This window comes from Roseivivax lentus, from assembly GCF_900156805.1.
Taxonomy (GTDB): domain Bacteria; phylum Pseudomonadota; class Alphaproteobacteria; order Rhodobacterales; family Rhodobacteraceae; genus Roseivivax; species Roseivivax lentus.
The window spans coordinates 26,556-50,514 of sequence record NZ_FTOQ01000003.1 but is presented as its reverse complement, the minus strand read 5'-3'; the positions used below and the strand labels follow the sequence as shown (position 1 = coordinate 50,514).

The 23,959-nt window shown below is 68.8% G+C and carries 21 protein-coding genes; 8 read left to right on the top strand and 13 right to left on the bottom strand.

From position 1 onward, the window contains the following. Positions 1-82 precede the first annotated feature (82 nt). From BW990_RS07215 to BW990_RS07185, 7 genes are all read right to left on the bottom strand, one after another. Positions 83-1,588 (bottom strand): UdgX family uracil-DNA binding protein, encoded by a 1,506-nt coding sequence (locus BW990_RS07215; RefSeq protein WP_076446508.1) that lies wholly within the window; start codon positions 1,586-1,588, stop codon positions 83-85. Beyond that, positions 1,588-2,820, bottom strand: coding sequence for a putative DNA modification/repair radical SAM protein (locus tag BW990_RS07210; protein ID WP_076447097.1), 1,233 nt, complete (start codon positions 2,818-2,820; stop codon positions 1,588-1,590). The genes BW990_RS07215 and BW990_RS07210 overlap by 1 nt, the downstream gene beginning before the upstream one ends. A gap of 401 nt (positions 2,821-3,221) precedes the next feature. Next, positions 3,222-4,511: a DEAD/DEAH box helicase gene (locus BW990_RS07205; RefSeq protein WP_076446506.1), complete on the bottom strand. Its 1,290-nt coding sequence runs from the start codon at positions 4,509-4,511 to the stop codon at positions 3,222-3,224. Between the two features lie 304 nt (positions 4,512-4,815). Next, complete coding sequence (locus tag BW990_RS07200) at positions 4,816-5,679, bottom strand: metal ABC transporter permease (RefSeq protein WP_076447094.1); 864 nt, start codon at positions 5,677-5,679, stop codon at positions 4,816-4,818. After that, entirely contained in the window at positions 5,676-6,539 is an 864-nt protein-coding gene (locus BW990_RS07195) for a metal ABC transporter permease (RefSeq protein WP_143526121.1), read from the bottom strand. Before BW990_RS07195 ends, BW990_RS07200 begins: the two co-directional genes overlap by 4 nt. Beyond that, the gene (locus BW990_RS07190; RefSeq protein WP_083950506.1) at positions 6,539-7,381 is read right to left on the bottom strand and encodes a manganese/iron ABC transporter ATP-binding protein; all 843 of its coding nucleotides are present in this window, start codon (positions 7,379-7,381) and stop codon (positions 6,539-6,541) included. The genes BW990_RS07195 and BW990_RS07190 overlap by 1 nt, the downstream gene beginning before the upstream one ends. Before the next feature lie 47 nt (positions 7,382-7,428). Continuing rightward, the gene (locus BW990_RS07185) at positions 7,429-8,340 is read right to left on the bottom strand and encodes a metal ABC transporter substrate-binding protein (protein ID WP_076446502.1); all 912 of its coding nucleotides are present in this window, start codon (positions 8,338-8,340) and stop codon (positions 7,429-7,431) included. A 152-nt stretch (positions 8,341-8,492) separates the two neighbouring features. Between BW990_RS07185 and BW990_RS07180 the strand changes: the two genes are divergently transcribed. Further along, entirely contained in the window at positions 8,493-8,933 is a 441-nt protein-coding gene (locus BW990_RS07180) for a Fur family transcriptional regulator (RefSeq protein ID WP_076446500.1), read from the top strand. 99 nt (positions 8,934-9,032) lie between these two features. Here the strand turns inward: BW990_RS07180 and BW990_RS07175 are convergent, their stop codons facing one another. Genes BW990_RS07175 through BW990_RS07160 form a run of 4 tightly spaced genes read right to left on the bottom strand, consistent with a single transcriptional unit; the run spans position 9,033 to position 12,911 of the window. Next, positions 9,033-9,740 (bottom strand): L,D-transpeptidase family protein, encoded by a 708-nt coding sequence (locus BW990_RS07175; RefSeq protein ID WP_076446497.1) that lies wholly within the window; start codon positions 9,738-9,740, stop codon positions 9,033-9,035. Beyond that, a complete protein-coding gene (locus BW990_RS07170) occupies positions 9,733-10,944 on the bottom strand; it encodes an ABC transporter permease (RefSeq protein WP_076446495.1) in 1,212 nt (403 codons plus the stop codon). Before BW990_RS07170 ends, BW990_RS07175 begins: the two co-directional genes overlap by 8 nt. Before the next feature lies 1 nt (position 10,945). Further along, the gene (locus tag BW990_RS07165) at positions 10,946-11,668 is read right to left on the bottom strand and encodes an ABC transporter ATP-binding protein (RefSeq protein WP_076446493.1); all 723 of its coding nucleotides are present in this window, start codon (positions 11,666-11,668) and stop codon (positions 10,946-10,948) included. After that, positions 11,661-12,911, bottom strand: coding sequence for an efflux RND transporter periplasmic adaptor subunit (locus tag BW990_RS07160; protein WP_076446491.1), 1,251 nt, complete (start codon positions 12,909-12,911; stop codon positions 11,661-11,663). The genes BW990_RS07165 and BW990_RS07160 overlap by 8 nt, the downstream gene beginning before the upstream one ends. Before the next feature lie 220 nt (positions 12,912-13,131). Between BW990_RS07160 and BW990_RS07155 the strand changes: the two genes are divergently transcribed. Continuing rightward, positions 13,132-15,705, top strand: coding sequence for a cation-translocating P-type ATPase (locus tag BW990_RS07155; protein ID WP_076446489.1), 2,574 nt, complete (start codon positions 13,132-13,134; stop codon positions 15,703-15,705). On the opposite strand, the gene BW990_RS07150 is transcribed toward BW990_RS07155, so the two are convergent. Next, the gene (locus tag BW990_RS07150; RefSeq protein WP_076446487.1) at positions 15,690-16,727 is read right to left on the bottom strand and encodes a sodium:calcium antiporter; all 1,038 of its coding nucleotides are present in this window, start codon (positions 16,725-16,727) and stop codon (positions 15,690-15,692) included. The genes BW990_RS07155 and BW990_RS07150 overlap by 16 nt on opposite strands. 133 nt (positions 16,728-16,860) lie before the next feature. Between BW990_RS07150 and BW990_RS07145 the strand changes: the two genes are divergently transcribed. After that, on the top strand, positions 16,861-17,337 hold the full coding sequence (locus tag BW990_RS07145) for a CBS domain-containing protein (RefSeq protein WP_083950504.1): 477 nt from the start codon (positions 16,861-16,863) through the stop codon (positions 17,335-17,337). A gap of 52 nt (positions 17,338-17,389) precedes the next feature. Next, positions 17,390-18,934: a PAS domain S-box protein gene (locus BW990_RS07140; RefSeq protein WP_076446483.1), complete on the top strand. Its 1,545-nt coding sequence runs from the start codon at positions 17,390-17,392 to the stop codon at positions 18,932-18,934. On the opposite strand, the gene BW990_RS07135 is transcribed toward BW990_RS07140, so the two are convergent. Beyond that, a complete protein-coding gene (locus tag BW990_RS07135; protein WP_076446481.1) occupies positions 18,880-19,683 on the bottom strand; it encodes a response regulator in 804 nt (267 codons plus the stop codon). The two genes, BW990_RS07140 and BW990_RS07135, sit on opposite strands and share 55 nt — an antisense overlap. Positions 19,684-19,882: 199 nt before the next feature. On the opposite strand from BW990_RS07135, the gene BW990_RS07130 reads away from it, so the two are divergent. From BW990_RS07130 to BW990_RS07115, 4 genes are all read left to right on the top strand, one after another. Next, positions 19,883-20,557, top strand: coding sequence for a helix-turn-helix domain-containing protein (locus BW990_RS07130; RefSeq protein WP_076446479.1), 675 nt, complete (start codon positions 19,883-19,885; stop codon positions 20,555-20,557). A 199-nt stretch (positions 20,558-20,756) separates the two neighbouring features. After that, the gene (locus tag BW990_RS07125; protein WP_076446477.1) at positions 20,757-21,260 is read left to right on the top strand and encodes an Hsp20/alpha crystallin family protein; all 504 of its coding nucleotides are present in this window, start codon (positions 20,757-20,759) and stop codon (positions 21,258-21,260) included. A 109-nt stretch (positions 21,261-21,369) separates the two neighbouring features. Beyond that, positions 21,370-22,200 carry a universal stress protein gene (locus BW990_RS07120; protein WP_076446475.1) on the top strand — a complete coding sequence of 277 codons (831 nt, stop codon included), beginning with the start codon at positions 21,370-21,372 and terminating at the stop codon, positions 22,198-22,200. A gap of 158 nt (positions 22,201-22,358) precedes the next feature. Beyond that, the gene (locus BW990_RS07115) at positions 22,359-23,948 is read left to right on the top strand and encodes a fumarate hydratase (RefSeq protein WP_268794329.1); all 1,590 of its coding nucleotides are present in this window, start codon (positions 22,359-22,361) and stop codon (positions 23,946-23,948) included. Positions 23,949-23,959 lie beyond the last annotated feature (11 nt).

Sequence of the window (23,959 nt, the reverse complement as noted above, 5' to 3'; positions counted from 1 at the left end):
GCCCGGGCGCCTGTGTCCTCCTGTCGCGGAGGCTAGGCTTCCCATCGGCGAGGGCAAGGACTTTCGTCTCTGCAGCGCAGCGTTACCGCTCACGCAAGTGCCCGATTTCGGGCGATTTTTCCGCGGCGGCCGCATGCGACGCGGGTGCCTGGCCCGCCTCGCCCATCTGGCGCGCGATGGTCAGGTCGGCGGCAAGCTCGGCTTCCGCGCGGGCGCGCGCATCGGCATCGGGCAGGCGCAGCACATATGCGGGATGCCAGGCGATCAGCACCGGCGTGCCGTCCTCCAGCGTCTCGATCCGGCCCCGGCGCCGGGCCATGTGGCGCCCGTCGCCGGTCAGCGCCTCGGCGGCGGTGGCGCCCATGGCCACGATGAGACCCGGTCGCACGAGTTCGCGTTCGAGATCGAGCCACCAGCGGCAGGCCTCGACCTCGCCCGCATCGGGGCGCTGATGGATGCGCCGCTTGCCGCGCGCCTGGAATTTGAAGTGTTTCACCGCGTTAGTGACGAAGACCGCGCTGCGGTTCATGCCCGCCACGGCCGCCGCCCGGTCGAAGACCTGCCCCGCCGGTCCGACGAAAGGCAGCCCGCGCAGATCTTCCTGATCGCCGGGCTGTTCGCCGACGATCATGACGCAGGCATCGCGCGGCCCCTGCCCGGGCACGGCCTGCGTGGCATGACGGCAGAGATCGCAGCGCGTGCAGGTCCGCACCTCTTCGGCCAGCGTGGCGACCGGCCCCTCGGGGGCGGGCCTGGCCAGTACTTGGGCCGCGTGGTCGGACAGCGCGCGCGCGCGGCGGTCGGGCTCCAGCACCGGCATCGTCTCGGCCATGGCGCGCACGCGCGCCTCCGCGCCTTCGATGAGGCCGGGGATCAGGTCCGCCTCGGGCAGGTTCTTCCAGTATTTCTTGGGCATCTCGGCGCACATCGCCTTCACCATCACCCGGGCGGGGTTGAAGATCGACGCGTAATAGGTGCGCCAGAGATCCTCGGTCGCGTCCTCGGGCGGGCGGTCGGGCGCGCGCGTCTCCTCAAAGCTCAGTGTGCCCTCCTCGAAGCGCGCGGTCAGATCGGGCGTCGCGATCACCCAATCCATGTCGCCGAAGCGTTTGGCGAAAAAGGGCGCGCCGCGTTCGAGGCACGGATGCTCGGGCTCGAACCACGCCGCGAAGGCCCGGCGGGGGCCCTGACCCGCCACCTCGCGGAAACGCACGAAGGCGTGCATCTTGTGCACGTCGCGCCCGATGGCCTTGCCCTGGGCCAGGAGCTTCGCGATGTCCGGATCGCTGCGGTCGCCCCAGACCGCCTGCCCCACGCTGAGGCGCAGCACGGTGCGATAGGCGCGGGCGAAGCGTTCGGGGTCGGAGTGGTACAGCGCGCTTTCAATCCCGTCGATGGCGGCCTTCGATACCCGGATCTCGCGCGGGGCCGCCTCGGCCTGCAGCGGCGCACCAGCGAAGAGATCCGGTGCGGCCCCGCCGCGCCGCCACAGGACTGCCTCGGGTGGAACGCCGGCGCGGGCGAGCTTGCGCGCCTCGGCCCGCCAGGCCGATACCGTGCCGATCCGGGGCAGGACGACCTCGTGCATCAGAAGAGCGAAAGTTGCTCGGCGGGTGCGGCGAATCGCGCGCGCAGGTGCTCTTCCTCCAGAAGCCCGCGCGGGGCCCAGCCGGGGGCGATGATGAAGGCCTTGGCGCGCTTCACGATGGCCCCCATGGCGGCCAAATGCTCGTAGCGCACGAGCCCCCGCCGCCGCGCCGCCAGCAGCCGGTTGACCGTTTTGGTGCCGAAGCCCGGCACGCGCAGCAGCGCCTCGCGCGGGGCGCGGTTGATATCGACGGGGAAATGCTCGCGATGCGCCACCGCCCAGGCGGTCTTGGGATCGAGGTCGAGATCGAGCATGCCCGACGCGCCCCCGATCTCCTCGACCCGGAAGTCATAAAACCGCAGCAGCCAATCGGCCTGATACAGGCGATGTTCGCGCATCAGCGGCGCGGGCTTGATCGGCAGCGCCTTCGCGGGGTCCGGGATGGGCGAGAAGGCGGAATAATAGATGCGGGACAGCCCGTAGCTGGCATAAAGGTCCGAACTTTGCGTCAGGATGGTGCGGTCATCGGCCAGATCGGCCCCGACGATCACCTGCGTCGACTGGCCCGCCGGGGCGAAGCGCGCGGGTCGCTTGCCACGCCAGCTCTTGCCTGCCCGGCTTTCCTCGCGCTTCAAGCGCACATCGGCCATGGATTGCTTGATGTTGCGGGCGTCCTTCTCGGGGGCGAGCGACTTCAGGCTCTGTTCGGTCGGCAACTCGATATTGATCGACAGCCGGTCGGCCCATTTGCCCGCCTCGTCGATCAACTCCTGGCTGGCGGAGGGGATCGTCTTGAGGTGGATATAGCCGCGAAAGCCCTCCTCCTCGCGCAGCTTGCGGGCGATGCGGACCATGTCGGCCATGGTGTCATCGGGCGAGCGGATGATGCCGGAGGACAGGAACAGCCCCTCGATGTAGTTGCGGCGGTAGAATTCGATGGTGAGATGCACGACTTCCTCGACCGAGAAGCGCGCGCGTTCGACGCGCGAGGAGGCGCGGTTGATGCAATAGGCGCAGTCGTAGATGCAGAAGTTGGTCATCAGGATCTTCAGCAGGCTGATGCAACGCCCGTCCGGCGCATAGGCGTGGCAGATGCCCGCCCCGCCCGAGGACCCGAGGCCCTTGCCGTCGCGCGAATCCCGCCGCTCCCCGCCCGAGGAAGCGCAGGAGGCATCGTATTTCGCCGCGTCCGACAGAATCGCGAGCTTTTCGGAGAGAGAGCGCTTTGCCATGTTGTTCATGGTATGTTCGCGCACGGGGACCGGCAAGCGGAAAGGCTGCGGCAGGCGGTCGCTGGGTGGCCGCAGCGTCGTATGGTCGATATGCCCGGGCGCGGGATCAAGGCCGCTTGCAGCCGCCGCGCCCAGCGCCTGCCCGCTCCGGCGCACCAAAGGTGCGCATCTCGTGGCGGCGGTACGCCTTCGGCGCGACGGGCTGGCGCTTTGCCAACGCAAGCGCGACGTTCGGTCTGCAGGCGGATACGGCTGGCATGAAGCGCGCCCGTTCGACGGTTGCAGCGCCATCCCGCGGGCAGGCGCAACACCATTCGGCGCATGGCAGATCGCGCAACGTCCCTAAGGTCAGACTGCAAATGAAAAGGCCCCGAACTTGGTTCGAGGCCTCTTCGCGATCCTTATGCCGCCTTGCGCCGGCGCGGACGATGCTTCTTCGGTGCGCCGCCCGGTGCCGCCTTGGCCGCGCCATGCATATTGCCGCCGCGACCCCGGCCACCGCCGCCGCCGCGATTGCCGCCGCCACCGCGCCGACCGCCGGGCTTGGCGCCCGGGATGGCCGCAGGCCGCGTGCCGTGACCCACGGGGATCTCGGTCTTCATGACCTTCTCGATCTGCTCGAGCAGTTCCACCTCTTCGGCCGAGCAGAAGGCGATCGCCTCGCCCTCGCGGCCCGCCCGCGCGGTCCGTCCGATCCGGTGCACGTAATTGTCCGGCACGTCCGGCAATTCGTAGTTGATGACATAGGCCACGCCCGGAATGTCGATCCCGCGGGCGGCCACGTCGGTCGCCACGAGGATGTTGATCGTGCCGTCGCGGAACGCCTTGATGGCGCGGTCGCGTTGGCCCTGGCTCTTGTTGCCGTGGATCGAGGCGGCGTTGAAGCCGTCGGCCACAAGGCCTTTCATCAGCTTCTCGGCGCCGTGCTTGGTGCGCGCGAAGACGAGCGTCAGGGCATCGCGGTCATTCGACAGGATGTCCCGCAGGCGTCCGGGCTTCGCGCCCTTCTCGACGAATTGCACCGATTGGGTGACCTTGTCGGCGGCCTTGCCCGGAGGGGCGACCTGCACGCGGCGCGGGTTGGTCAGGTAGGCGCCCGCAAGCTCCTCCATATGCTTCGGCATGGTGGCCGAGAACAGCATGGTCTGGCGCGGCGTGCCGAGCTTCGGCGCGATCTTCCGCAGCGCGTGGATGAAGCCCATGTCGAGCATCTGGTCCGCCTCGTCGAGGACCAGATGGCGCACCGAGGAGAGATCGACCGCGCGGCGGTCCATCAGGTCGATCAGCCGTCCGGGCGTGGCGACCAGGATGTCGGTGCCACGCGACAGGGTGGAGATCTGGCGGTTGATCGACTGGCCGCCGACCACGGTCGCGACCTTGATGCGGGTCTCGCGCGAGAGGCTGCGCAGGCTGTCGGCGATCTGGTTCACCAGCTCGCGCGTGGGCGCGAGGATCAGCGCCTTGGCCTGCTTCGGCTCGGGCTTGCCGGGCTCGGCCAGCAGGTGGTCGATCAGCGGCAGGCCGAAGGCCAGCGTCTTGCCGGTGCCGGTCTGGGCGAGACCCAGAATGTCATGGCCTTCCAGCGCCAGCGGAATGGCCTTGTTCTGGATCGGCGTCGGTTCCGTCAGTTTGTTGTTTTGAAGGGCGGTGTTGAGGGCCGGCGCGAGGCCGAGCATGTCGAAATCGAACAAAGGATATCCTTTAAGCCGCAAGGCCCGAATCCCGGTTCCCGGGGCAGACCGTGCATGGTCATGACCGCAGGGTTGCGGCGCACGTGGGGTCAAGCGCGGCCTCACAAGACACGGGCGTTTCCCGCGGCTCTGGCCGTCGCATCAGGAACCCTGCGTGATGGGGAACTGGAGATGTCGTATCGCCGGGTGCGCACTGGTCGTCGGTCATGACGGAAGGGCGCGGCTAGCTCACGCGGCAGCGCGGCGATGGGGGACACATGGCGTCTTGCCCGTGCAAAGTCAAGCGGCGCGCGGGCAAAGGCGTTCAGCCGGGCAAATCCGCCACGGCCTCGCGCGCGCGCAGGCTGGCGCGGCGGGTCGTCACCTGGCGACGCAGAAAGGCCATCACGAAAAGCGCCGAGAGGATCAGCACGATGGTCGGCGCAGGCGCGCTGTCGAGAAAGAAGCTCAGATAGGTCCCGAGGCTCATCGCCCCCATGCAGACCGCGACCGACACCCAGAGCATCGCGCGGAACGTCCGCACGGTGAGAAAGGCAATGGCCCCGGGCGCGATCAGAAGCCCGATCGACAGGATCAGCCCCGCCGCCGAGAGCGTCGCCACGATGGTCAGCGAAATCGCCGCCAGCAATCCGTAATGCAGCCAAGCCACCGGCAGACCCGCCGCATGGGCCTGGGCCGGATCGAAGGCATGCAGCATGAGATCGCGCCAGCGCAGCAGCAGCCCGCCCGCGACGACGACCGCGATGGCGAGCGCGGTCCAAAGCTCGTCCGCTTCGATTCCCAGCATGTTGCCGAAGAGGATGTGATCGAGATGCGCGTTGGTCTCGATGGAGACATACATGACGATGCCGATCCCGAACATGCCGGAGAAGACGACGCCCATCACCGTGTCCTGCTTCACCCGGCTGTTGCCCGCAAGGTATCCGGTCGCCACCGCGCAGGTCATCCCCGCCGCGAAGGCCCCGATCAGCAGCGGAATGCCCGCGACATAGGCCAGCACGATCCCCGGCAGCACCGCGTGGGAAACCGCGTCGCCCATCAGCGCCCAGCCCTTGGTCACGAGAAAGCACGACAAAAGCGCCGTGGGCACCGACACTACGAGGCAGATCAGGAAGGCGTTCTGCATGAAGGGCAGTTGGAACGGCAGGAGAAGGGCTTCGGCGCTCATGCGGTGCCCTCCCGCGAGAGGCCCTCGGCCGCCCGGCGGCGCGAGGCGAGCCGCCCGTATTTCGGGGCGAAGACGAAGGCGGCGAGGAAGATCAGCGTCTGCAGCGTGACGATCACGCCGCCCGTCGCCCCGTCGAGGAAATAGCTCAGGTAAGCACCGACGAAGCTGGTGCCCGCACCGATCGCCACCGAGGTCACGATCAGCCGCTCGAACCGGTCGCAAAGCAGGTAGGCCGTGGCCCCGGGCGTCACAACCATGGCGATGACCAGAAACGCGCCCACGGTCTGCATCGCGGCCACGACGCTCGCCGACAGCAGCACGAAGAACAGCCCCTTCAGCAGATCGGGGCGCAGGCCGATGGCGCGGGCATGGGTCTCGTCGAAGAAGGTCACCATCAGGTCCCGCCATTTCAGCGTCAGGATCGCCAGCGACACGACGCCGATGATGGCAAGCTGCAGCGTGTCCTCGGGCGTGATCGCGAGGATATTGCCCATGGTGATGGTCTGCACCGAAACGGAAACCGGGCTCACCGAGACCATGAACAGCCCGAGCCCGAAGAACGAGGTGAAGATCATGCCGATGATGACATCGGGCTTCAGCCCGGACCGCTCGGAGAGGAACAGCATCGCCCCCGCCGCGAGCCCGCCCGAGATGAACGCGCCCAGCGCGAAGGGCAGTCCCAGCATGTAGGCGCCCGCGACGCCCGGCACGACCGAATGGGACAGCGCGTCGCCGATGAGCGACCAGCCCTTCAGCATCAGGTAGGCCGACAGGAAGGCGCAGACCCCGCCGACCAGGGCCGAGACCCAGATCGCGTTGGTCATGTAGCCATAGGTGAAGGGCTCCAGCAGCATCTGGATCACTCGGTGGCCCCGAGCCCCAGCGTGACCTGCCGCAGGACGCCGCCGAAGGCCTCTTCGAGCTTGGGCCGTGTGAAGGTCGTCTCGGTCGGCCCGGCATTGAGCACCGTGCCCTTGATGAGGACGGTGCGGTCGCAGAACTCCGGCACCGTGCCGAGATTGTGCGTGGAGACCAGCATCACCCGGCCCTCGTCGCGCAATTCGCGCAAGAGCGCGATGATCCGTTCCTCGGTCTTCACGTCGACCCCGGTGAAGGGCTCGTCGAGCAGGATCACCCGCCCTTCCTGTGCCAGTGCCCGGGCGAGGAAGACGCGCTTGCGCTGCCCGCCCGACAGCTCGCCGATCTGGCGGTGGCGGAACTCGGTCATGCCCACCCGGTCGAGCGCGTCATCGACCGCCGCGCGGTCGGCCGCACGCGCCCGGCGGAAAAAGCCCATATGGCCGTAGCGGCCCATCATCACCACGTCCTCGACAAGGATCGGGAAGTCCCAATCGACCTCCTCGGCCTGCGGCACGTAGGCCACGAGGTTGCGTTTCAGCGCATCGCCCACCGGGTGCCCCATCAGCGCGATCTCGCCGCGCGCCACGGGCACGAAGCCCATCAGCGCCTTGAAGAGCGTGGACTTGCCCGCGCCGTTGACCCCGAGGATCGCCGTGATCGAGCCGCGCGGCACGTCAAAGGTGGCATCCCAAAGCGCCGTGTGCCCGTTGCGGTAGGTCACGGTCACGTCGCGCACGGAAATCCCCGCCGCGCCCTGGGTCGTGTCGCGCGGCCCGGTGTCACGCTCCGGCACGCGAAGCGCGATGCTTGCCGCGTCGATATCGGGCGTTTCATGTTTCATGGCGCGTTCGATGCCTCATGTCCTTCCGGGTTCATTTCAACGACGTTTCAATTCGTGGCGGCCTGCGTAAGCCCGTCGGCCACAGTGGTCGCGGTGACGCGCAACAGGTCGAGATAGGTCGGCACCGGACCGTCCGGGACGCTCAGGCTGTCGACATAGAGGACGCCGCCGAATGCCGCGCCGGTCTCCCGCGCCACCTGTTCGGCCGGCGCGGTGCTGACGGTGCTTTCGCAGAAGACCACGGGAATATCGTTCTCGCGCACCCCATCGATCACCGCGCGCACCTGTTGCGGCGTGCCGACCTGGTCGGCGTTCATGGGCCAGAGATAGAGTTCCTTCATGCCGAAATCCCGCGCGAGGTAGCTGAACGCGCCCTCGCATGTGACAAGCCAACGCTGGTCTTCGGGAATGGTTTCGATCCGCGCGCGCAGGGGCTCGATCGCCGCGCGCAACTGGACCTTGTAGGCATCCGCATTGGCGGCATAGGTCTCGGAGTTGTCGGGATCCTGCTCGGCGAAGGCCGCGGCGATGTTGTCGATATAGATCAGCGCGTTGTCGAGCCCCATCCAGGCATGCGGGTTGGGCATCCCCTCGTAGGAGCCGCTGGAGATGGAGATCGGATCGATCCCGTCCGACAGGGTGACCGACGGCACGTCGCGCAGGTTCGACAGGAATTGTTCGAACCACAGCTCGAGATTGAGACCGTTCCACAGCACCAGATCGGCATCGAGCGCGCGCACGATGTCCTGCGGCGTGGGCTCGTAGCCGTGGATTTCCGCGCCGGGCTTGGTGACCGACACCACGTCGGCCGCATCCCCCGCCACGTTCGCGGCCATGTCCGCCAGCACCGTGAAGGTGGTGACGACCTTCATCCTGTCTTCGGCCAGGGCGGGGCCTGCGCCCCAGCTGGCGGCAAGCGCGGTCACGAAAACGGCCGGAAGCGTCGGTCGGCGGAACATGCGGGTCTCCTCTGTCTGTTGGACGGCGCGGTCCATCCCGCGCCGGGTGTCTGCGTTATGCATTTAGGAATGATTTGCAACTGTCAAGTCAGTTGCGAACGATTCGCAACAAAGCCCTTGATGCCTGCCGCCGCTTTGTGCATTCAGACCCTATGAGCGACAGCGATGCATTGGCCGAAAAATTCACCCAGGCGCTGCGGGATTCGGGCATCCGGATCACCCGCCAGCGCGCCGCACTGGTCGATATCATCGCCCAGTCCGAGGACCATCCCGACGCGGTGGAGCTGCATCGCCGCGCGGCGGATGCGGTGCCCGGCATCTCGCTGTCGACGGTCTACCGCACGCTGTCGGCGCTAGAGGAACACGGAGTCATCCAGCGGCTGCAATTCGAGGGCGACACCGCCCGGTTCGAACATGCCGATCTCGACCATCACGACCACATGATCGACGTCGACAGCGGCGAGGTGGTCGAGTTCCAGTCCGAGGAAATCGAGGCCCTGCAGGACGCGCTCGCGGCCTCCATGGGCTACGAGATCGTGCATCATCGGATGGAGCTTTACGTGCGCAAGACGCGCGGCAAACCGAAATCCTGATCGCGCGGTGCTGCCGTCACGGTCTCAGATCGGCGCCGTCTCGCACCGACCCTGCCCGGCGCGCACCGCCCGACCTCGGCCCCTGGCCCGCATCCTTCGTCAGCAGCCCGCAGGATCCTTTCCGTAGATATCCGGGTGACAGAGGATGCGCCCCTCGGCGTCCGGAAAGCGGCGCAGGTAGTTCAGGCTGACGGGCACGCCCGGCACGGCGACATCATGGGTTCCGCCGGTGCTCGCGTGGCGATGCACCTCCGCCAGAGGCATGTCCAGCAGCCACGCGATCAGCCGGTCCCAGTCCTGCACCCGCACGCAGCCATGCGACAGCGCGCGGTCGTCCTGCGCGAAGAGGTCGCGCCGGTTGGTGTCGTGCAGATAGACCAGGAAGCCCGGCTCCAGCCGCACCGCCGCGAGGCCCAGCGGATTGTCCTCGCCCGGCGGGCGCACGTAATCGGCGCATTCGCCGCTGGCCACCATCGACGGCGTCGGCCGCCAGGTGGGGCGGAAACGCACGACGCTGGTCTCGGTCTCGCGCAGGGGCGTCCGGGTCCAGGGCGTGCCGACGATCACGCGGCTGCGCAGGATCGGCGCGCCGTCCTCGAAGGCGACAAGCTCATAGGCGGGGATGTTGACGAGGATCGCCTTGCCGGTCGCGGGCACCTGGTAGTCGATCCCGTGCCGGTCGAGCAGCCGCTGGAACGCGCCTGCCTCGGCGGCGGATGCAGCCGAGGCCAGCAGCGGCAGCAGCATCAGCAGCAGCGCGACCCAAAGACACCGCAGCGGATGCCGGTACCGAAGCCTGTCATTCATGCCTGAGCGCCTCGATCGGGTCGAGCCGCGCCGCGCGGCGGGCCGGGAAATAGCCGAAGATCACCCCCACGCCGGCCGAAAACGCAAAGGCCACGAGCACGATCAGCGGATCGGGCGCGAAGGGCACGGACAGCGCCCGCGCGCCCAGATACCCCATGCCGAGCCCCGCGATCACGCCGATCAGCCCGCCCACGAGCGACAGCACCACCGCCTCCACGAGGAACTGCATCAGCACCTGCCGGGCCTCGGCGCCGACCGCGAGGCGGATGCCGATCTCGCGCGTGCGCTCGGTGACCGAGACGAGCATGATGTTCATGATCCCGATCCCGCCCACCAGCAGGCTGACCATGGCGACCGCCGCCAGAAGGCCGGTCAGGATGTCGGTGATGCCGGCCAGCATCGAGGCCACCTGCTTCATGTCGATCACGTCGAAATCGTCCTCTTCGGCGGCGCCGATGCGGCGGCGCTGGCGCATCAGCGCCTCGATCTCGCGCGCCGCGCGCTCGGTATCGACGCCCTCGCGGATCGCCGCGAACAGCACCGAGACATCGCTGTTGCCCGCGATCCGGCGCTGGAAGGTCCGCAGCGGCATGATGACGAAATCGTCCTGATCGGTGCCGAAGGTCGACGCGCCCTTGGACCGCAGAAGCCCCACCACCTCGCAGGACAGCGTCTTGGCGCGCAGGCTCTGCCCGATCGGGTCGGCGCGGCCGAACAGCGTGTCGCGCACGGTCTCGCCGATGACGCAGACCGGGCGGCCCGATTGCAGCTCGGCGGCGGTGAAGGGCCGGCCCAGCGCGAATTCCCATTGCGCCGCCTCGAAATAGCGGTTGTCGGTGCCCACCACGTCGGTGCGGCGGTTCTCGTTGCCGAAGACGACGCGGGCGCGCATCTGGCTGATCGGGGCGGAGACGCGCACGACCGACAGCTGCTCTTCGAGCGCGTTGTTGTCGCGCAGGGTGAACATCTTCAGCGCGGTGCCCGGCGGACCGCCGCCCAGCGGGTCCTCGCCCGGCAGCACCATCAGCGTGTTCGCGCCCAGCTTCTCCACATCCGCGGTGACCTGATCGGCCGAACCCTGCCCGACGGTGACCATGGCGATCACGGCGCCCACGCCGATCACCACGCCCAGCACCGTCAGGAAGGAGCGCGTGGCGTGGCGCAGGATGGCCTGAAGCGCGAGGCGGATGGTTTCCCACAGCATCTCAGGCCGCCTTGCCCATCGGGCCGTCGCTCGCGATCCGGCCGTCCACCATCCAGATCAGGCGGTCGGCGAAGGCCGCCATGTCGTCTTCATGGGTGACCATGACGATGGTCAGTCCCTCCTCGCGGTTGAGCGCGGTCAGCACCTCCATGATCTCGATCGAGCGCTTGGTGTCGAGGTTGCCGGTGGGCTCGTCGGCCAGCATCACGCGCGGGCGGCCCGCCAGCGCCCGGGCGATGGCCACGCGCTGCTGCTGCCCGCCCGACAGCTCCGATGGGTCGTGATGCGCCCGGTCCCCGAGTCCCATGTGGCGCAGGGCGGCCATGGCGGCGCGATTGCGCTCGGCGCGCTTGAGACCCTTGTAGATCAGCGGCAATTCGACGTTCTGCAGCGCGCTCATCCGCGGCAGGAGGTTGTAGCCCTGGAACACGAAGCCGAGGTAATGCCGCCTCAGAAGCGCGCGCTGGTCGCGGGTCAGCGTCGCGACCTCGGTGCCGCAGAAGCGATAATGCCCGCCGCTGGGCCGGTCGAGGCACCCGATCACGTTCAGGGCCGTGGACTTGCCGGAACCGCTGGGCCCCATGATCGCCACGAATTCCCCCTCCCGGATCGTCAGGTCGATCCCGTCGAGCGCGCGCACCTCCGCCGCGCCCTGCCCGTAGATGCGCGTGATGCCCTCGAGCTCGATGAGCGGCGCCCGCGCCTGTCCCGCCCGCTCAGCCATCGAGCCGATCCGTGATCACACGGTCCCCCGCCGAGAGTGCGCCATCGAGGATCTGCGTGACCCGTCCGTCGCTCAGGCCCGGCGTCACCGGCACTTCGCGGGGGCCGTCCGCGTCCAGCACCCAGACCGTGCGGCCATCCGCACGCCCCGTCCGCCCATCCTCGGCCTCGGGGATCAGCATGCCCAGAAGCCCGCTGCGGTTCTTCGATTGGGCCGCGTCGGCCTCCGCGTCGGGCGGGGCATAGCGCAGGGCGGCATCGGGCACGGTCAGCGCGTCGCGCACCTCGGCCACGATGATGTCGGCGGTCGCGGTCATGCCCGGGCGCAGCGCGAGATCGGCGTTGTCGATGGTCAGCACCGCCTTGTAGGTGACCACGCCGTCCACCGTTTCGGGCGCGAAGCGGATTGTCACGATCTCGGCGGGAAAGCGACGGTCGTCATAGGCATCGACGGTGAAGACCGCCTGCTGACCGACCTGCACACGCCCGATATCGGCCTCGTCCACATCGACGCGCAGCTCCATCTGGCGCAGGTCCTCGGCGACCGTGAAGAGGATCGGCGCCGAGAGCGCCGAGGCCACGATCTGGCCCGGATCGGCGGCCCGGTTCAGCACGGTGCCCGCGACCGGCGAACAGATGCAGGCCTTGTCGTATTCCGCCTGGTACAGATCGAGATTGGCCTCGGCGAGCGCGACCTCGGCCTGGGCCGATTGCAGTTCGCTCTGCGCGCGGATGAAGCGCGCCTGCTCGCGTACGAAGGTCTGGTGCGAGGTCACGCCGCGCGCCTCAAGGCTCTGCGCGGTCTCGAAGGCGTCGCGCGCCTCGGTCAGGGTCGCCTGCGCCATCGCCACCCGGGCGATCGCGGCATCGAGCGACGCCCGGCTGACCGCAAGCTGCGCCTCGAGCTTGGTGGTGTCGAGCGTCGCGAGCACCGAGCCCACCTCGACGGTGTCGTTGTAATCCACATGCACTTTGTCGAGCGTGCCGGAAAGCTCGCTCGAGATCTCAACGAGGTTGGTGGGCTCGACCGTCCCGGTGGCCGACACGATCACGTCGAAATCCCCGCGCGCGACCGGCGCAGTCAGGTAATCCACCTCCGGACCGCCGCGCGTCAGGACGAAGGCGCCGAGGCCCCCCAGCAGGATCACCGCGAGTGCCGCAAGACCGATGCGCCACCGCCGACGGCGCGCACCGGTCCCGGAAATCCCGAGGGTTTGGGCGACATCGTCCTCGGCGTCGGTCATTTGCGGGCCCTCCAGATAGCCTGATGCGGGGCCATCCTGAGCAAGGCCGCGCCCGGGCGATATGATCGGGATCAAATGATCCGCCATCGGCGGCGGACCGCGCGCCAGTGACGCACGCGGTCTCGAGAAGGCCGGCGCGGGTTTTATTGATCCCGATCATGGGGCATGTCCGGCGCGCCCCGCTACTCTGCCCCGGCAACAGGCGGAATCGGAGTGCGCGGTGCAGGCGACGGGCAGACAGGGGCTGAGCGCCGCGGAGGTGGCGGCGCGGCGGGCGAAGGCGGGCTGGAACGCCCTGCCCGACCCGTCGGTCGCGGGGCCCTGGACGATCCTTGCGCGGCAATTCTCGAGTTTCCTGATCCTGATTCTGGTGATCGCCGCCGCGGTCGCGCTGGTGTTGGGCGAACGGATCGACGCCGCCGCCATCGGGCTTGTGGTGGTGCTGAACGCAGCGCTCGGCTTCGTGCAGGAATGGCGCGCAGAGACGGCACTCGCCGCGCTGCGCTCGCTCATGGCGCCCAAGGCGACGGTGATCCGCGAGGGGCGCGAAGAGGTGATCCCGGCGCGCGAGCTGGTGCCGGGCGATCTCATCCTTCTGGAGACGGGCGATACGGTCCCCGCCGATGCGACCCTCGACGAAAGCGTGTCGCTGCGCGTCGACGAAAGCGTGCTGACGGGCGAATCGGTGCCGGTCAGCAAGGGCGCCCCGTCGTCGGTGGTGTTCTCGGGCACCGCTATCGTGGCGGGCCGTGCGGAGGCGGAGGTCACCGCGACCGGCGCGGCCACGGAATTCGGCCAGATCGCCGGTCTGACCGGCGGCACGGCCCAGCACAAGACCCATCTCGAACGGCATCTTGGGCGGCTTGCGACGCAGCTGGGCCTCGCCGCCCTCGCCATCGCCTCGGGCATTGCTCTTCTGGGCCTCGCGCTCGGACGCGACATGACCGAGATGCTGATGACCGGCCTGTCGCTGGCCGTGGCCATCGTGCCCGAGGGGCTGCCCGCGGTGGTCACCATCACGCTTGCGCTCGGGGCGGCGGCGATGGTGCGCCAGCACGCCCTCGCCCGCCGTCTGCAGGCCATCGAGACGCTGGGCGCGGCCTCGGTGATCTGCACCGACAAGACCGGCACGCTGACCGAGAACAAGATGACCGCGACCGATATCTGGACGCCCGCGCAGCGCTACACGGTGACGGGCACCGGCTACGATCCGACCGGTCATATCGCCCGCGACGGCGCGCGCATTCGGGTCACCGACGACCCCGTGCTGGCGGATCTCCTGCGGGTGGCCATCGGCTGCACCCATGCCCGGCTGACCCGCGGCCCGTCGGGCTGGACCATGGCGGGCGCGCCCACCGAAGCGGCGCTGGTGACGCTGGCCTACAAGGGCTGGCAGCCGGTCCCGCCCGAGGGCGCGATCCTTGCCGAGATCCCCTTCGACAGCGACCGCAAACGCATGAGCGTGGTGGTGCGCGACGCGGGCGGGCTGCGGCTGCTGATGAAGGGCGCGCCGGAGGCGGTGAGCGCGGTCTCGACCCGGGTCCGCGACGGCGCGGAGGCCCGCGAGATGACCGATGCGGACCGCGCGGCCATGCGCGCGGCCTATGAGGGCATGGCCGAACGCGGCCTGCGGGTGATCGCGCTCGCCGACCGCGAAACCGACAAGATCGCCGCCGAGGAGGCCGGCATGACCTTCTTGGGCCTCGTGGGCCTGATCGACCCGCCCCGGGCCGAGGTGCAGGCCGCCATCGGGCAGGCCCGGTCGGCGGCGATCCGGGTCCTGATGGTGACGGGCGACAGCCCGGTCACCGCGCGCGCCATCGCCGACCAGGTGGGGCTCGCCCCCGCCGAGACGCTAACCGGGGATGCCCTCGAGGCGCTGTCCGATGCGGAGCTGGCCCGCAGGCTCGAACACGACATCCTCTTCGCCCGCACGCGCCCTGCCGAGAAGATGCGCATCGTCCGGGCGCTGCAATCGCGCGCGCAGATCGTCGCGATGACCGGCGATGGGGTGAACGACGCGCCCGCGCTGAAACAGGCCGATATCGGCGTCGCCATGGGCATCCGCGGCACCGATGTCGCGCGGGAGGCGGCCGATCTCGTCCTGCTCGACGACAATTTCGCCACCATCGTCGCCGCCATCGGCGAAGGGCGTCGGCAATTCGCCAATATCCGCAAGTTCGTGCGCTATCTCCTGTCCTCCAATGCCGGTGAGATCGTGGCACTGGTGGTCAATATCGCCCTTGGCGGGCCGCTGATCTTCCTGGCGACGCAGATCCTCTGGATGAACCTCGTGACCGACGGGGTGACCGCTGTGGCGCTCGGGCTCGAGAAGGCCGAACCGGACCACATGGAAGAGCCGCCGCGCGGCCGCGACGCCCCGATTCTCGGCTGGGCGGGGATCGGCACGATCGCGCTCTTCGGGCTCTATTCCGGCTCGGCCAGCCTGTGGCTGTTCTTCTCGCTGCAGGAACACGGCGTCGAGCTGGCCCGCACCGCCGCCTTCACCGGCATGGTGGTCTTCGAAAAGGTCAGCGTCTTCGCCTTCCGCTCGCTGCACGCGCCCTGCTGGCGCATCGGCTGGCTGTCGAACCCGCTGCTCCTGCTTGCGCTGACGGCGACGATGGGGATGCAGGCGCTGGCCGTCTACTGGCCGCCGCTGCAGGTACTGCTGCACACCGTGCCCATCGGCTGGGCGGAATGGCAGTTGATCCTGGCGCTCGCGCTGCCGCTGCTGGTGGTGCCGGAACTCGTCAAGACCGGATGGCATCTGCGCGCTCAGCGCACGAGGTAATAGGCCCAGAGACTGCCCGCGAAGCCCAAAAGCACGAGGATCGAATCGAGCCCCGCCGCTCCGATCCGGGGCTTCCGCCGCACGATCATGCCCACGATGTAGAGCGCGGTCACGAGGATCCCGAAACACAGCGACAGCCGCACCGTGGCCGAGGCCTGGTTCAGGATCGGCGCGCCGCCGACCATGAGATCGGCGGGAAAGACCAGCACGACCATGATGAGGTTACTGCCGAAGATGTTCGAGATGGCCAGCGTGTAGGCGCCGATCCGCACGGCGGTCAGGCTCGTCGTGAGCTCCGGCAGAGAGGTGGCCGCAGCCAGCAGCGTCACCCCGATGAAGCTCGCGCCGAGCCCCGATTGCTCCGCGATCCGCGCGGCGAAGACGACCAGCAGCAGCCCGAAGACGAGGATGAGCGCGCAGGCCAGCACCACCTGCAGGCCCAGCGCGCGGTTGCTGTCCAGATGCAGCCCGGTCGGCGCCGGGAACGGCAGCGGTTCGGGATCGGGCAGGTCCACCGGCACCCAGTCCGACTTGTCGTCATAGCGCCGCAACAGCGCCACGGCCCCGAGATAGGCCAGCGCCACGAGCGCACTGCCGAGCCCCGCCCCCGCAACGCTCACCCGGTCGCCGAGGATCGTGAAGATCAGCGTCAGCGACAGCAGCAGGACCACGAGCGTCGCCTCGAGCGCGTGGTTGGCCTTGCGCGGAAAGCTGGTGATCGCGCGGCCCACCCGGAAATCCGCCGCCGCGAGGATGGCCGTCTGCAGCGCGATGCCCCCGAAGAGGTTGTTCAGCACCAGATCGCTGTCCTGCCGCGCCGCCGCCGACAGCGTCGTCGCCACCTCCGGCAGCGAGGTGGCGAGCGACAGGAACAGGAGACCCACCAGCGACGAGGCCAGCCGCAGCCGTTCGGACAGGGTATCGGCGAGATAGGCAAGGCGCGCGCCCGTCATCCAGACCACGCCCGCCGCGAGGGCGAAGACGACAAGGCTGATCGGCAGGGATGTCGCGGGCAGGACCATCGACCTGCCTTACGACACCGCGCCGCCGGGCATCTTGACCGCGATCAAGCGCAGGGGCCGGGCTGGCCGTCCCCTGCCCCGCGCGCCGTTTTGCTTGCGCAAGATCAAGCCGGGCGCGCCGCCGCGCGCTAGGATGACGGCCTTCACATCGGGTGCCGCGATGTCCCTGTCCACGTTCATGCGCCGCTGGCGCGCGTTTCCGCATCCGCCCCCTCCGCCGCCTCCGCGGGCCGCAACCGTGGGCGGCGTTATGACGCGCGATCCGGTCTGCATCTCGCCCGACATGACGCTGGCGCGGGTGATCGACGGGGTGATCCTCGGCCGCGGATGCGGGGTGCTGCCGGTGGTCGAGGACGGGGTCCTGCTGGGCCGGCTCGACCGCCGCATGGTCGCGGCCATCGACCGCGAGCACTGGGCCAGCACGCGGGCCAACGATGTCTTCGTCGAGACCCGCGCCGATCATGTGCTCAGCGCGCCGATGCGGCTGGCGGAGGTCTTCACTCTCATCACCGAAACCGGGCAGCACAAGTTCCTCGTCACGCAGGAGGAAGGCCGCCTCGTGGGTGTGGTCACCCTCAGCGATCTGACGGAGTATTTGTCACCGCCCTGAGCTTCGGCTCTAATCGCGCCGCGCCCGCGCGCATCCCCGACCGGAGGTCCCGTTGCCCCAAGCCGCCGACAGCGAAATCCTGAGCGCCATCCTGGATGCCGCGGTCGACGCGATCATCGTCGCGGATGCGCAGGGCAGGATCCTGCGCGCCAACCACGCCACCCATACGCTCTTCGGTTACCCGCCCGAGGCGCTGGTCGGGCGGAACGTGGCCATGCTCATGCCCCGGGAACAGGCCTCCGCTCATGAAGGCTACATGGCGGCCTATCGCGAAACGGGCATCGCCCGCATCGTCGGGATCGGGCGCGATCTGACCGGGCAGCGGCAGGATGGCAGCACCTTCCCGGTGCACCTGTCGGTAGGCGAGGCGAAGGTGGGGCCCGACCCGATCTTTGTCGCGATCCTGCACGACCTGACCGCCCGCGCCGCCAGCGAGAGCGCGCTCGCGCGCAGCATGCGGCTCGATGCGGTGGGGCAGATGACCGGCGGGATCACCCACGACTTCAACAACATCCTGACCGTCATCATGGGCAATCTGGAACTGGCGCAATCGAGCGCCGGGGATGCGCGCACCGCGCGCTACCTGTCCCAGGCCATGGAAGCGGCGGAGACCGGCGCGGGGCTGACCGCCCAGCTGATGATCTTCGCGCGCAAGGGCAGCCTGAAGCCCGAAGCGGTCGATCTCGGGCGCATCTGCCAGAAGACCACGCGCCTGCTGTCCCAGACCCTCGGCGAGACCTACGAGATCAGGGTCGACTGCCCCACCGGCCTGCCGCATGTGCAGGTGGACCCGGTGCAGCTCGAATCCGCCATCGTCAACATCGCCGTGAATGCCCGCGACGCGATGCCCGAAGGCGGCCGCATCCTGTTCCAGGTCGACGAGATCGAGATCGACGACAGCTACATGGCGCAGGAGACCCATGTGGCGCCGGGCCATTACCTGCGGCTCCTCGTCAGCGACGACGGCACCGGCATGTCCGCAGAGGCGCAGGCCCGCGCCTTCGAGCCCTTCTTCACCACCAAGGCGCCGGGCCACGGCACCGGGCTCGGGCTCGCGATGGTGCATGGCTTCGTGCGGCAGTCGGGCGGGCATATCACGCTTTACAGCGAGCCCGGGCACGGCACGGCGATCGGCCTTTACCTGCCCGCGCTACCCACTGACGCCGAGGCCAGCCGCCCGGGCCACGGCGGCGACGCGGACCCGTCGATGCCCCTGGGCCGGGGCGAGCGGGTGCTCGTGGTCGAGGACAGCCCGCATGTCCGGCGCATCACCGCGGAGCGGCTGGGCGCGCTCGGTTACGCGGTCGAGATCGCCGAGACCGGCGATGCCGCCTGGCGCATGCTGCAGGACGGTCTGAAGGTGTCCGCGGTTCTGTCGGACGTGGTGATGCCGGGCACGCTTTCGGGGTTCGATCTGGCCCGGCGCATCCGCGCGGACTTCCCCGACATGCCGGTGATCCTGACTTCAGGCTATGCGAGCGACGTGGTCTCGGAACAGATGCCCGGCGCGGATGCCTTCGAGATCCTGCACAAGCCCTATCATCAGGGCGCGTTGGCGCGGCGGCTGGCGGCGGCGCTTGACCCGGCATCGGGCTGAAGGCGCGTCACCTCGGCGGCGAAGCTGTAACCCACGCCGCGCACGGTCTTGATGATCTGCGGATCGGCGGGATCGCGCTCGATCTTCTTGCGCAGCCGGGCGACCTGGTTGTCGACGGTCCGGTCATAGGGGCTCCAGCTCACGCCGCCGATGAGGTCCATCAGGCGGTCGCGCGACATCACCCGGCCCGCATTCTGCAGGAACGCCGACAGCAGCTTGAAATCCCCGCTGGTCAGGTCGCAGCGCGTGCCGTCGCGGTCGATCAGCTCGAACCGGTCCGGGATCGCCTTGAGCCCGTCGAAGCCGAAGGCGGGGGCGGACTCCGCGCCGTCCACCGGGCCGGGCATGGTGCCCGATGCCGCATCGGCGGGCGCCTCGGGCTGGCCCGCACGGCGCAGGACGCTGCGCACCCGGGCCAGGACCTCGCGCACATGGAAGGGCTTGGTGATGTAATCGTCCGCGCCCAGCTCCAGCCCCACCACCCGGTCGACCACGTCATCGCGTCCCGTCACCATCACGATCGGCACGTCCGAGCGCTGGCGGATCTCGCTCGCCACATCGAGCCCGTCGCGCGATCCCAATTGCAGATCGAGCGTCACGAGGCGCACGCCTCCGCGCTCCAGCGCGGCAAGCGCGGCGGCCCCGTCGGCGGCCTCGAGGACGGCAAACCCGCCGCTTTCGAAGACGTCGCGAAGCAGCGTGCGGACCCCCGCATCGTCGTCCACGACAAGGATGGTGTGCGCTGTCATGCGGCGCAGGCTAGCGCCTTGCGGGCGGCCCTGCCAGCATTGATCGCGGGGCATGCAGCACCGCCCTTTCGGACGGCCAAGCGCTCCGTCCCAGCCCCGCGCGATACACTTTGATACAAACCGTTACACCGCCCCGGGGACCGCCGCGACATCGGCTTGCAAAGGTCTGCCTCTCGCAGCCTTTGGGGGGACTGAGACGATGTACGTGACAAATGCGAACCAGGCCGTGGACATGGCCGATTTCGCCCAATTCCCGACGGAGACCTGCGCGCTGCCCGAAACCCGGCTGGCCGCAGGTGCGCATCTTTTCCGCGAAGGCGACGCGGTGACGCGGATCTACCAGGTGGTCGCGGGCGTCGTGTCGCTCAACCGCCTGCTGGAGGACGGGCGGCGCCAGATCATCGCCTTCGGCCTGCCCGGCGACCTCGTGGGCTTTCCCTGCGACGGCCGCCACCACACCGATTGCGAAGCGCTGTCGCTGGTGCGGCTGCAACCCTTCCGCATCACGCAGATCGATTGCGCCACCGGCGATCCGGTCCTGCGCGCCCGCTTCATGGAGGCCGCGCTGCACGAGATCGCCGCGATGCAGGACCATTTCATGATGCTCGGGCGCAAATCCGCGGCAGAGCGGGTCGCGTCCTTTCTGATCGCGCTCGATGCACGGACGGGACAGGATCGCGACGGTCAGCGCCGGGTCGACCTGCCGATGAGTCGCGCCGATATCGCCGATTTCCTCGGGCTCACGACCGAGACCGTCAGCCGCGTGCTGAGCCAGTTGCGCAAGAGCCGGGTGATCGCGCTCGACGGTATCCACCGGGTGGTGTTCCTGCGCCCGGCGGCGCTCAGGGCGCTTGCCACCGGCGATTGCGACTAGGTCTTTCGCCGCGACGCCCGCGACCACGCATGCAATCTCAAGGCCCGGCCACCAAGCGCCGGGCCTTTTTTCGTGGCGCTCAAGGCGGCTTTCCGTTGCCCGATCGCCGTGCTGCTTGATCGCGATCAACGCGCGCGCCGGGCTTTTTGCTAAGACGGTTCCATCGCGTCAGACCCACCGCAGACAAAGGAAGACCAAGATGGACACAGACCAAGCCCCCGGCCCGGAGACCAAGGCCCGCGGCGTCGCACCATTCGCGCCCGCGCCGTTCTTCCAGGCGATGCAGCGCGAGATGAACCAGCTTCTCGAGCGCTTCCGCACGCAACCCCTCGCGTCGCCCGACAGCTTCTTCGACGCCATCGGCACCGGCGCCTACCCGGCCATCGACGTGGCGGAGACCGAGGGCGCGCTGGAGATCACCGCCGATCTGCCCGGCGTGCAGGAGGACAATCTCGACATTTCGATCTCGGGCGACGTGCTGACCCTGAAAGGCGAGAAATCCAGCGATCACGAACAGAAGGACGCCGATTATCACATGGTCGAGCGGCGCTACGGCCGGTTCCGGCGGCAGATGCCGCTGGGTTTCACCCCCGAGGACGGCGCGGTCGAGGCGACGTTCACGGACGGCGTTCTGAAGCTCAAGATCGCAAAGCCCGACGGCGCGCGGAACTTCGTGCAGAAGATCAAGGTCAACCGCGGATGATCCGCGGGCATGGACCGAAAAGCGGCGCCGCTCCGGGTCATCCGGTGCGGCGGAATGCAGCCGTGATCGTGCGGCGGGCCATCTGCCCGAAGCCGCGAAGGAGCCTGTGATGAAAACGCTGCTCTGTTGCCTGATGAACCATGAGACCGCCGATGCGGTCCTCAACTGCGCGGTCCCGCTGGCCGATCGGCATGGCGCGCACCTGATCGGTCTGCACACCATCGAGGCGCTGCTGGTCTATCCCGGCATCGCCATGCATGTGCCCGACGCGACCTTCGCCGCCTTCAACGCCAGCCAGAACGAGGAAGCCGAGGCGATCGAGGCGGTGTTTCGCCGCCATACGGAAGGCGCCGCCTTCACCGCCGAATGGCGCTGCCTGCGCGCCGAATCGACCACCGCCGCGGACCGGATGATCGAAAGCGCCCATGCGGCCGATCTCGTCATCATGCCGAAGGAGGACCGGGCCATCGACCGGGGCGACCAGGTCCATGCGCAGACCCGCGTGATCCGCGAAAGCGGTCGGCCCGTGCTGATCGTGCCGCCCGATTTCGACGGCCCGCCGGTGGGCCGCTCCATCGTTCTGGGCTGGAGCGACACCCGCGAGGCCGCCCGCGCGGCCCATGACATGGTCGCGCTCTCCGATCCCGGGGCCGAGGTGTGCATCCTGCGGGTCGACGGAAACCGGGACGCGTTGCATGACCATGACGCCATCGACCTCGCCACAGCACTGGCGCGGCACGGGCTCAAGGCGGAAACCGCGCATCGCCACGGCCATGGCGCCGACATCGCGCGGATCCTGATGGAGCATGCGCGCGAACATGGCGCCGACCTCGTGGTGACCGGCGCTTACGGCCATTCCCGCACCTATGATTTCGTGATCGGCGCGGTGACCCATGGCCTGCTGCGCGAGGCGGAGATGCCGGTGATGTTCAGCGCCTGAGCGCGCCGCGCGGCCTCTGTCTTGCTGCCCGCCGGTCGGACCAGCCTGCCTTGCCCTTGGCCGGCATGGTCCCGGGCAAATCACATGCGCCGCCCGTTACCCCGCAATCCGGCCCCACCCGGCAGGCGGGGCCCCGCGACGTCCAAAAACCCCCGAAGATGCCACAAAGCCCCGTTGTCGCGCCGCTCGAATATCGCGATGGTGGCGGCACAGACGTGATCCACTGCCAGGAACCCTCCGCCATGCCCGTCATCCGCGAAGACGACCTCATCGCCTCCATCGCCGAAGCGCTGCAATACATCTCGTATTTCCACCCGCAGGACTTCGTCCGCGCCATGTCCGCCGCCTGGGAGCGCGAGGAAAACCCCGGCGCGAAACAGGCCATGGCGCAGATCCTCGTCAATTCGCGGATGTGCGCGCTCGGGCGGCGCCCGATCTGTCAGGATACCGGGGCCGCGAACATCCATGTGAAATACGGCGTCGAGGCGAAGACCGATTTCAAGCGCGGCCTGCAGGAGATCTGCGACGAGGGCACGCGGCAGGGCTATCTGCGCGACGAGAACCCGCTGCGCGCCTCGGTCGTCGTGGATCCCTTCGGCGCGCGCAAGAATTCCGGCGACAACACGCCCTGCATGCTGACCGTGGAAATGGTGCCCGGCGACACCATCGAGGTCGAGGTCGCGGCCAAGGGCGGCGGGTCGGAGAACAAGTCGAAATTCACCACGCTGAACCCCTCGGGCTCGGTCGCGGACTGGGTCGTGGAGACGGTGGAGACGCTGGGCGCGGGCTGGTGCCCGCCCGGCATCCTCGGCATCGGGGTCGGCGGGAATGCCGACAAGTCCATGGCGCTCGCCAAGGCCGCCCTCTCCGAGCCCATAGACATGGCCGAGCTGCTGCGCCGCGGCCCAGCGAACAGGACCGAGGAGCTGCGCGTCGAGATCTACGAGCGGGTCAACGCGCTCGGCATCGGCGCGCAGGGCCTCGGCGGCGTGACCACGGTGCTCGACGTGAAGGTGAAGTCCTTCCCGACCCATGCGGCCTCGCTGCCCGTCGGCCTGATCCCCAATTGCGCCGCCACCCGGCATGTGCATTTCACGCTCGACGGCTCGGGGCCGGCCACCTTCACGCCGCCCGATGTGTCCGACTGGCCCGAGATCCTGCTCGATCAGGCCAGCGCCCATGCCACGCGGATCGACCTCGACAACCTGACGGACGAGGTGGTGGGATCGCTGACGCCGGGCCAGACGCTGCTGGTCTCGGGCACGCTCTATACCGGGCGGGACGCCGCGCATAAGCGGATGATCGACATGCTGGATCGCGGCGAGCCCCTGCCCGTCGATCTGAAGGGCCGCGCGATCTATTACGTGGGCCCCGTGGACGCCGTGGGCGACGAGGCGATCGGCCCTGCCGGGCCGACGACCTCCACCCGGATGGACAAGTTCACCGACCGCATTCTCGGCGAGACCGGGCTGAAGGTGATGATCGGCAAGGCCGAACGCGGCCCCGCCGCATTGGAGGCCATCGCGAAGCACAAGGCGGCCTACCTGATCGCCGTGGGTGGTGCCGCCTACCTCGTCTCGAAGGCGATCAAGGAGGCCAGGCCCGTCGCGTTCCAGGACCTCGGGATGGAAGCGATCTACGAGCTGCGCGTCGAGGACATGCCCGTGACCGTCGCGGTCGACACAGAAGGGAACTCGATCCACAAGACCGGCCCCGCCGCCTGGCGTCGCGTGCCGGAACCGGCCTGACGGATCGGCGC